Raw genomic sequence first — 9755 nt, 5'->3', positions numbered from 1 at the left:
CAAACAACCACCCACAAAAATGTGGGGGTCGCACCAAAAAATATTGGCACTGACATTCATCGGCACACTGTTGAGTTCTCAAAGAACACGCACACGCCGTCGCCGTTCGAAAATACTTCCGAACCGCTCCGGGGCAACCGTTCCAACCTATCACATAAATTCTTGTCGGGCGCAAACCCGGTTCGAATTCTCGCTGTGATAATCCTTGCGAACTGAACACTACCATATACCCGACCCTCTCGGCTCGGGTTGGTGTCCCTGTCGCTCGAACGACAACAAAGTTACGCCACCGCCAACAGAGCGTCAAATCGCCTGGTCAGACCCCCGACAGCGGTGGCGTCACCCTCGTGTCAGTCCTTCACGATGCGCACGCCGGCGAAGTTCCGTTTACCGCGACGAACAACCATCCACTGGCCGTGGAGCAGATCATTCTCCGACGGCGTCCAATCTTCGCTCGAGACTCGGACGTTGTTGACTGACGCACCACCTTCCTTGACCGTCCGCCGCGCCGCACCCTTGCTCTCACACAGCTCCGTCGCGACGAGAAGGTCGACGATGGTGTTCGGATCGCCGTCACGCACCTCCGAAACCGCCGCCTCGGTCAACGCCGCAGCAAGCGTTCCTTCGTCGAGCTCCGCGAGTTCGCCGCGCCCGAACAACGCGAGGCTCGCGTGCTCGACGGCACGGGTATTCGCTTCACCGTGGACAAGGGTCGTCATCTCCGCTGCGAGACGCTTCTGTGCCTCGCGTGCGTGCGGACGTTCGGCAGTTGCGGTTTCGAGCTCCGCCAGTTCCTCCCGCGACAGGAACGTGAACCACCGCAGGTACTTGATCACGTCGGCGTCTGCCGCGTTGACGAAGTACTGGTACCACGCGTACGGACTCGTCATCTCCGGGTCGAGCCACAGGCTTCCGCCGCCGGTCGACTTCCCGAACTTCTTGCCGTCCGAGGAGGTCACGAGCGGAACGGTCAGGGCATGCACCGAGGCCCCGTCGGTGCGTCGGTTCAGTTCGACACCGGCGATGATGTTGCCCCACTGATCGGAGCCACCGACCTGGAGCGCACACCCGTACTTGCGGCGAAGTTCCACGTAGTCGTTGGCCTGCAGCAGCATGTAACTGAACTCGGTGTACGAGATACCGTCGCCCTCGAGCCGGCGTTTGACGGTGTCGCGCGCGAGCATGACGTTGACCGAGAAGTGCTTACCGATGTCCCGCAGGAAATCGACGACACCGAGCTGACCCGTCCAGTCGAGGTTGTTCACCACGACTGCGCCGGTGTCCGGGTCGCCGAAGTCGACGAATCGCTCGAGTTGACCGCGGATGCGCTCTGACCAATCGGCAACGGTGTCGGAAGACTGCATCGTCCGCTCTCCCACGTCGCGCGGATCGCCGATCATGCCGGTAGCACCGCCGGCGAGCACGATCGGCCGGTGGCCTGCGCGCTGGAAACGCTTGAGCGCGAGCAGCGGTACGAGGTGACCTGCGTGCAGACTCGGCCCGGTGGGGTCGAATCCGGCATAGAGCGTGATCGGACCTGCATCGAGGTCCCGTCGGAGTGCGTCGAGATCGGTCGATTGGGCAATGAGCCCGCGCCAGGTCAGTTCGTCCAGAATTTGCTCAGTCACCGTTCGATCATCCCATTACGGTTCAGAGCATCGGAGCGCGTGGGCTCCTTCGGTATGCGGAGACACCGATCCGACCGGGGATCCACAACCGCCACGGCCGGTCGGCAGCGACACTGATCCCCACTCTCGGACCGGTCGCCACCTGTGATTTCACCTCGGAGAGGGTGACCGATACCCGCGCGTCCGGTGCGAAGACGTCGAGACCGTTGTCGTCGAGAGTCAGACCCAGTGCCTCCGCAAGATTGCCGGGGCCGCGCGCGAGATTCTCCACGGGGGTGCCGGGTGTCCGCCGGGTCCGCACTGCCGATTCACCGGTGATCACTTCGGCACCGCGCAACAACACCACGGAGGCTACGCCGGGGGGACCGACCGAGACGTTCGCGCAGTGGTGGATTCCGTAGCTGCGATAGACGTACAGGTGGCCGGCCGGTCCGAACATGACCCGGTTGCGGCCGGTCGGACCACGGTACGAGTGTGCGGCCGGGTCCGGCCACGGACCATCTTCAGGTCCGCCGTACGCCTCGACCTCGGTGATACGCAGCGTCACCTCACCGACGCTGATATGAGCAGCCAGTAAGACGCGCGCTGCAGCAACCGGATCGAGTGCCGAAAGACGATCCGAGGTCAGCTCGTGGCCCATCCGGCGGCCCCGCGCGAGACGAAATCCTCGTGCTCGCCGTCAGAGACGTCACGTGCGTCGTCGACGAGCAGAACCGGGATTCCGTTCTCGATGGGATACGCGCGGTGCAGCCTGGGGTTGTACAGAACCGTGTCGTCGACGAGGAGAAGCGGCCCCTTGTCCTGTGGGCAGGCCAGGATGCTCAACAGTGTGGGATCGACGGCCACGGATGTCCTCTCGACGAGCTGATGGTGAACGCGCTCAGGTTACCGCGCCGGCGGACAGGTCCGGCCCGTGCCCGACGTCCACTTGGTCGACACCGCCTTGGTAAACCGACGGTACATCCCCGTTGCCGGGTCTGCGTACCAGGACCGGACGCTGGGCGCAGGTAGCCCTCGCGCACGCAGAACCTCGGTGATCGGGCGATACGACGGACCCAGGGGAATCTCGGCGACCACATGTACCAGGTCGGGACGCTCACCGACGGGCAGGGCATCGAACGCCACGGTGATCTCGGCGGCGGTCGGCGCACGATTCTCACGGAGCGTGACCGCTGCCACCGCGATGTGACGGTGACCGACGGTGACGCCGTACGACACGGCGAGGTCGACCCGGGGGAGGTTGCCGAGGACGTCGACGACCGGCTGCGCATAGACCGGGCCATGCTGTGTCACGGTGACGGAACGTTTGTTGTCGAGAAGCCAGAAGTCGCCGTCGGTATCGCGACGGAACAGATTCTCCGTGGGTACCCAGGCGTCGCCCGGTTCGAAAAGGCCGCGCATGACACCGGTGATCGCCTCGGCGGAGTGACCCCGTCGGCCGAGCAGCAGCCCGACCTCGTCGGGATCACATTCCCGCACGAATCCACGGTCGTCTTCGAGGAGTCGACCGGACACCGGATCGTAGGCAGCCAGTCGGACGTCGGCGCTCCCCGGCAACGGCCGCCCCTTCGAGCCGACCTTCGCCCCTGAGACGTTCGCGAGCACGATGTCGCCCTCGGTCGAGGCGTAGAACTCGAGTACTCGGGCAGGCTCGAAGCGCTCCATGGTGCGTCGCCACAGGCCGGGCGTCATGCCGGAGCCGAGGAACAGCCGGATGGGATGGATGTCGTCGGCATGCGAGGAGGAGCTGTCGAGGATCGAACGCAGCATCGACCATGTATAGGTCACCACCGTCACGCCGTACCGATGAATCTCCTCGCGGAAGCGCGTGGGGTCCAACTCCCGAGACAAGGCGATCCGCGCACCACCCGCGAGCGCGCCTCCGAGCCCGACCAGGAGTCCGGACGAATGATGCAGAGGCGCAAGGCAATACATCGTATCGCCACGATCGAGTGACGCCGCGGTAGCGGTTCCGAAGGCCGACAGCGCCCACCTGTGGTTCGTGATCCGCTTCATCTCGAGCGTGTCGCCGCTTCCTGTGAACAACACGAAAGCCAGCTCGCGGGCGAGACCGGGGTTCGGGACGTACCAGCCCGGTAACTCGACGGTCGACACGTCGAAACGTTCGAGGTCGACCACCTCTGCTCCCGGAGGGACATCGAGTTCACGAAGGTTTCCACCGCCCAGGACGAGCACAGGAAGACCGGTTGCAGCTGCACGGTCGAGGCGCTCCGGGTCGGCGACGATCGTCTCCACGGCACCGAGCCTGATGGCTTCGGCGAGATCAGGCCCCTCGGACAGCATCACCGACACGCCTCCGAGCCGCGACACCGCTGCAACGGCGGCCATCGCGCTTGGTCGGGTTCCCATCAGGACACCGACGTGCATGGCCGGGCGGATGCCGCAGCCGATGAGTCCGAGGACGATGCTGTCGATCCTCGTGTCGACGACCTCGTACGTATACACCCGGTCGTCGTAGATGAAGCAATCGCGATGCGACGCCTTGCGGGCCTGTTCCGCGAGAAGACTTCCTACGGAGACACGCGTATGCGATTGGAGTTGCCCCAACCGCGCGAGCCGCGGCAGGGCACGTACCGCCTCGCCCGACAGTTCACGGGCTCCACGCACCGCGCCGGCCGCGAGTCCGGCAAGACCCCCGACGACTTCGGTGCCGACCTCAGCGATGGTCGTGGCGGTATGGGTGATGCGATTGCCGATCGTCACACCGGTCTCACCTTCACCGTGCGGGTCCGGCGTCTTCATCGGTGCCACGCCGACCGGTCGGTCCCCCTGACCGTCACGCCACTGCACCCATTCACTGACGGCGGGCCATGTCTGTTGTGCAGCAACGGATCCCACCACAAGCCCGAAGTGACCCGCGCGCAGTGAGTATTCGTACACCTCGGCACGAGGTGCAGCTTTGCGAATACCGCGCACGGCGAGTGGCTGGCCTATGTCGTCGACCTCGCCCACGAACGCGAGAACCGGGCAGGTGATCTCCACGAGGCTGACGGCGCGGTCGTTGATCACGAACCCGCCGCTCATCATCCGGTTGTGTGCGATGAACTGTCGTAGTAGTTCGGCCACCGCCGGGCCGGACCACGCAACCCAGCCTTCGGTGTCCAGGAACCTGCGCTGAGGCTCGCGCGGCAGCAGTGCCTCACGGTCGTGCAACTGTAGGAGGAAGTCGATGCGCGAGCGCACGCTCTTGACCGGATCCAGGAACTGGAAGCCCGCGCGCGCCATCCAGCCCGAGATCGCAAGGCGGTTGAACACGTGGTCGGCGAGGAAATCGGCCGATCGGACGGCAACTGCATCAGGGATACCGAACGGAAGCGCAGCCAGAGTGTCGACGGGGCTCCCGAACGTCACCAGACTGGCGATGCCACGACTCCGTCGATAGGCCGCCGCTTGGTAGCAGAACATGCCGCCCTGCGAGTACCCCGACAGATGGACGGCGCGGCCGGTGTAGTCGTGAACTCGGTCGATGATCTCGTCGAGGGCAACGATGTGATCGGTGAGGGTCCGCCCCCACCCGCCCTCTTCCTGATCCGGTGACCCGAAGTCGACGACCCAGGGGTCGAGGCCCATCGAGTGCAGCAATCCGACAGCGCCCGTTTCCGGGGTGACGTCGTACACGTCGGCCGACATCATCATCGGCGGCACCAATACGATCGGGATTCCTGAGGCAGCCGTGTCGGACTCGGGGAAATATCGCCGCAGTCGGTACATCGGGGTGCGGACGACGACCTGGAACGGGGACGGTGTCGCCCCTGATTCCAGGCCGCCGAATCGCACCACCTCGAGACCGTTCTGCGCCGTCGCGACCACACGCCGCAGGGATCCGATCACAGCGTTACCGCTCAGCTCCACCTACCGCCCCCTCCATCCGGCGTTCCGGCACACCCGGTCACGGCTCTCAGCCTGCCACACGGCGGGCGGCTGTCGGTGTCGCGTCGGTGAGTGTCTCCCGACAGTGCAAGTCGTGTCCCGAACTCTTCACTCTGTCAGGAACGCACCCACGAACGCAGGTCCTGCACTACTTCGCGTACTCCGTCGAGCTGCTCGGCGACCCGAACCCCCGCCGTGCCACCACGCGCGTTCCGCGAGGCGACCGACCCTTGGACCGTGAGCACCTCGCGGACCTGGGAAGTGAGCGCGGGATCGACCGCGGCGAGTTCGTCGTCGGTCAACTCGTCGAGCCCGACACCGCGCCCTTCCGCGGCTCGAACGCACGCCCCGGCCGCTTCGTGTGCGACACGGAAAGGCACGCCCTGACGGACCATCCATTCTGCGATGTCGGTGGCGAGGGTGAAACCGGCCGGTGCGAGTTCTGCCATGCGGTCGGTGTGGAACGTCAGTGTCGCGATGAGCCCGGTGATCGCCGGCAGCAACAACTCGAGCTGCGCAACCGAATCGAAGACCGGTTCCTTGTCTTCCTGCAGATCCCGGTTGTATGCGAGCGGCTGCGCCTTGAGCGTGGCCAGCAGCCCGGTGAGATTGCCGATCAGGCGACCGGCCTTGCCCCGGGTGAGTTCGGAGACGTCGGGGTTCTTCTTCTGCGGCATGATCGACGATCCCGTGGACCACGCATCGGCGAGTGTGGCGTAACCGAATTCGGGTGTGCTCCAGAGGATCACCTCCTCTGCCATGCGCGACAGGTCGACAGCGATCTGCGCGAACACGAACGCAGCCTCGGCTGCGAAGTCGCGCGAACTGGTCGCATCGATCGAGTTGTTCGCGGCCGAGTCGAATCCGAGATCCGCTGCAATCGCGTCGGGGTCGAGTCCGAGCGAAGACCCTGCGAGTGCACCCGAGCCGTAGGGCGACACGGCCGCACGCTTGTCGAAGTCACGCAGGCGGTCGACGTCGCGCAGCAGCGGATGCGCGTGTGCAAGCAGGTGATGCGCGAGGAGCACGGGCTGCGCCGCCTGCAGATGCGTTTTACCGGGCATGATGGCGTCCGGATGGGCCGCAGCCTGGCCGGCGATGGCGTCGGCGACGTCGAGTACTCCGTCGGCGATGCGCCGTGCGGCGTCGCGGAGCCACATACGAAACAGTGTGGCGACCTGGTCGTTGCGCGACCGGCCCGCCCGCAACCGTCCTCCGACCTCCGGGCCGACCCGCTCGATGAGAGCGCGTTCGAGCGCACCGTGCACGTCCTCATCGGATACGGCCGGGGTGAACGCGCCGGACGCGACGTCCGCGGCGAGCCGTTCGAGACCGTCGAGCATCGTCGCGAGATCGGCGTCGGTCAGCAGCCCCGCACCATGGAGGACCTTCGCGTGGGCCTGCGACGCGCGCACGTCGTACGGGGCGAGCACCCAGTCGAAGTGCGTGGACTTGCTCAGAGCCGCCATGGCGGCGGCAGGTCCGGATTCGAACCTGCCGCCCCACAGGGCACCTTCGTTGGTGCCGTGAGCCTGGGTCATCGCTTACAGTCCCAGGTCCCGCTTGGCCGCAACCTTCGACGAGAGGCCGTGGATCTGCACGAAGCCCTTGGCATTCGACTGATCGAAACTGTCGCCCTCGTCGTAGGTGGCGAGGTTGAAGTCGTACAGCGACTCGGGGCTGCGGCGGCCGTTGACCGAGATGTGGCCACCGTGCATGACCATGCGGATATCGCCGGTGACCCGTTCCTGGGTCTTCTCGACGAATGCGTCGAGCGCGTACTTGAGCGGGGAGAACCACAGGCCGTCGTAGACCAGCTCGCTCCAGCGCTCTTCGACGCGGCGCTTGTAGCGGCCGAGCTCGCGTTCCAGGGTGACGTGCTCGAGTTCCTGGTGGGCGGTGATCAGCGCGATGGCACCAGGGGCCTCGTAGATCTCGCGGCTCTTGATGCCGACGAGGCGGTCCTCGACCATGTCGAGGCGGCCCACGCCCTGAGCACCGGCGCGCTTGTTGAGCTGCTGGATCGCTTCGAGCACGGTGACGTGCTTGCCGTCGATGGCGACGGGGCGTCCTCCCTCGAAGCTGATGATGACTTCGTCGGGCGCCTGCCAGTTGAGGGTGGGGTCCTCGGTGTAGTCGTAGACGTCCTTGGTGGGAGCGTTCCACAGGTCCTCGAGGAAGCCGGTCTCGACGGCACGTCCCCACACGTTCTGATCGATGGAGAACGGCGACTTCTTCGTCACGTTGATCGGCAGGCCGTGCTCGCCTGCGAAGGCGATGGCCTTCTCGCGGGTCCAGGCGTAGTCGCGGACGGGTGCGATGACCTGCAGGTCGGGGGCGAGAGCGCCGAAGCCGACCTCGAAGCGGACCTGGTCGTTGCCCTTGCCGGTGCAGCCGTGGGAGACGATGGTGCCCCCATGCTCGCGAGCGGCCTGCACGATGTGCTTCACGATCAGCGGGCGGCTGATCGCGGAGACCAGTGGATACCGGTCCATGTAGAGGGCGTTGGCCTGCACGGTGGGTAGGCAGTATTCGGTCGCGAACTCGTCCTTGGCGTCGACGACGACGGATTCGACGGCACCGCAGTCGAGGGCGCGTTGACGCACGACCTCCATGTCCTCGCCGCCCTGGCCGAGGTCGATGGCGACGGCGACGACCTCCTTGCCGGTCTCCTTGCCGATCCAGCTGATGGCAACGGAGGTGTCCAGCCCGCCCGAGTAGGCGAGTACGACGCGATCGGCCATGGTGATTGTGCTCCTTCTTGTTTTCGACGTACGTCTATCAGTGGTAGGTCAGGCGAGTGATTCGATTTTCGCAGCCAGGTCGGCTCCCGTAGTCGGTTCGCGAGCGATCACCGCGATGGTGTCGTCTCCCGCGATCGTCCCGACCACTTCCGGTAATGATGCACGATCGAGTGCACTGGCCAGATAGTGCGCTGCCCCGGGTGGGGTCCGCAACACCGCGATGTTGCCACTCGAGTCGGTCGAGACCAGAAGCTCACCGAGGAGTTTCGACAGGCGGTCGGTGCCGCCGGTGACCCCGCGTACCGGACTACCGTCCTCCGGGACCACATACACGCCCGCTCCCCCGTCGGCCGCCCGGAGCTTGACGGCTCCGAGCTCCTCGAGGTCGCGGGACAATGTGGCGGTCGAGACTTCGATGCCCTCATCGGCGAGCAGGGTCGCGAGCTCGGTATGACTACGCACCGCGCGGGTGGCCAGCAGCGCAATGATGCGTGCCTGCCGGGCGGCTCGCGTCGGGGCACTCACCGCGATGTCGTCTCGGCCGTGCACGGTGCTCATCGTCAGCTCCGACTCTGTTCGAGCAGCCACACGAGCAGAGCCTTCTGCGCGTGCAGACGGTTCTCGGCCTCGTCCCACACCACCGCACGGGGGCCGTCGATGACCTCGGCGGTGATCTCTTTGCCGCGGTAGGCAGGAAGGCAATGCAGCACGATCGAATCGGATTTCGACAATGCGACGATCTCGTCGTTCAGCTGGAACGGCCGGAACACCGCTTCGCGGTCGAGGCCGTCGTTCTCCTGTCCCATGGACACCCACGTGTCGGTGACGAGGACGTCGGCGCCCTCCGCCGCGGCCCGGGGGTCACCGATGATGGTGATGCTTCCGCCGGTCTGCTCGGCGCGAACGCGGGTGGCCTCGACGACCTCAGGATCCGGTACGAACCCGTCCGGTGTCGCGATCGTGATGTGCATACCGGCGGTGACGCCTCCGAGCATCAGCGAGTGCGCCATGTTGTTGGCACCGTCACCGAAGTACGTCATGTGCAGGCCGGCAGTGCTGCCCTTGTTCTCGCGAATGGTCTGCAGGTCTGCGAGGACCTGACAGGGGTGGAACGTGTCGGTGAGCGCGTTGACCACAGGTACCTCGGAGTGGGCCGCGAGCGTCTCGACGCGGTCCTGTCCGTACGTGCGCCACACCACCGCCTTCGTGAAGCGGGAGAACATGCGGGCTGTGTCGTCGAGGGTTTCGCCCTTGCCGATCTGGGTGGCGCCGGCATCGACGACGATCGCGTGCCCTCCGAGTTGTGCGATGCCCGCATCGAACGAGAAGCGGGTCCGCGTGGACGTCTTGTCGAACAGGACAGCGACGCTGTACGGGCCTTCGAGGGGGCGACGCGAGAGCGGGTTCTTCTTCAGCTCTGCGGCGAGTTCGAGGACTTCGTTCTGTTCCGTCGGCGTGAGGTCGTCGTCGCGGACGAAATGCCTGACCATCT

8 protein-coding genes are annotated in these 9755 nt (G+C 65.6%); all 8 read right to left on the bottom strand.

The window, feature by feature from the left end; translation table 11 throughout:
* Window positions 1-350: 350 nt before the first annotated feature.
* The gene (gene tyrS / locus EV641_RS22310; protein ID WP_132474610.1) at window positions 351-1628 is read right to left on the bottom strand and encodes a tyrosine--tRNA ligase; all 1278 of its coding nucleotides are present in this window, start codon (window positions 1626-1628) and stop codon (window positions 351-353) included.
* 22 nt (window positions 1629-1650) lie between these two features.
* On the bottom strand, window positions 1651-2268 hold the full coding sequence (locus EV641_RS22305; RefSeq protein ID WP_132474607.1) for a DNA-3-methyladenine glycosylase: 618 nt from the start codon (window positions 2266-2268) through the stop codon (window positions 1651-1653).
* Entirely contained in the window at window positions 2253-2474 is a 222-nt protein-coding gene (locus EV641_RS22300; protein WP_132474605.1) for a Trm112 family protein, read from the bottom strand. The genes EV641_RS22305 and EV641_RS22300 overlap by 16 nt, the downstream gene beginning before the upstream one ends.
* A 39-nt stretch (window positions 2475-2513) precedes the next feature.
* Window positions 2514-5501 (bottom strand): alpha/beta fold hydrolase, encoded by a 2988-nt coding sequence (locus tag EV641_RS22295; protein ID WP_054717485.1) that lies wholly within the window; start codon window positions 5499-5501, stop codon window positions 2514-2516.
* A gap of 134 nt (window positions 5502-5635) precedes the next feature.
* The gene (gene argH, locus EV641_RS22290; protein WP_132474603.1) at window positions 5636-7060 is read right to left on the bottom strand and encodes an argininosuccinate lyase; all 1425 of its coding nucleotides are present in this window, start codon (window positions 7058-7060) and stop codon (window positions 5636-5638) included.
* Between the two features lie 3 nt (window positions 7061-7063).
* Complete coding sequence (locus tag EV641_RS22285; protein WP_054717188.1) at window positions 7064-8263, bottom strand: argininosuccinate synthase; 1200 nt, start codon at window positions 8261-8263, stop codon at window positions 7064-7066.
* A gap of 48 nt (window positions 8264-8311) precedes the next feature.
* Complete coding sequence (locus EV641_RS22280; RefSeq protein ID WP_054717193.1) at window positions 8312-8821, bottom strand: arginine repressor; 510 nt, start codon at window positions 8819-8821, stop codon at window positions 8312-8314.
* 2 nt (window positions 8822-8823) lie between these two features.
* On the bottom strand, window positions 8824-9753 hold the full coding sequence (argF, locus tag EV641_RS22275) for an ornithine carbamoyltransferase (protein WP_132474601.1): 930 nt from the start codon (window positions 9751-9753) through the stop codon (window positions 8824-8826).
* Between the last annotated feature and the right edge of the window lie 2 nt (window positions 9754-9755).

Origin of the sequence: Rhodococcus sp. SMB37 (genome assembly GCF_004345605.1) — a bacterium.
Classification (GTDB): domain Bacteria; phylum Actinomycetota; class Actinomycetes; order Mycobacteriales; family Mycobacteriaceae; genus Rhodococcus.
The sequence above is the reverse complement of the archived record's forward strand: the minus strand, read 5'-3'. Positions and strand labels throughout refer to the sequence as shown.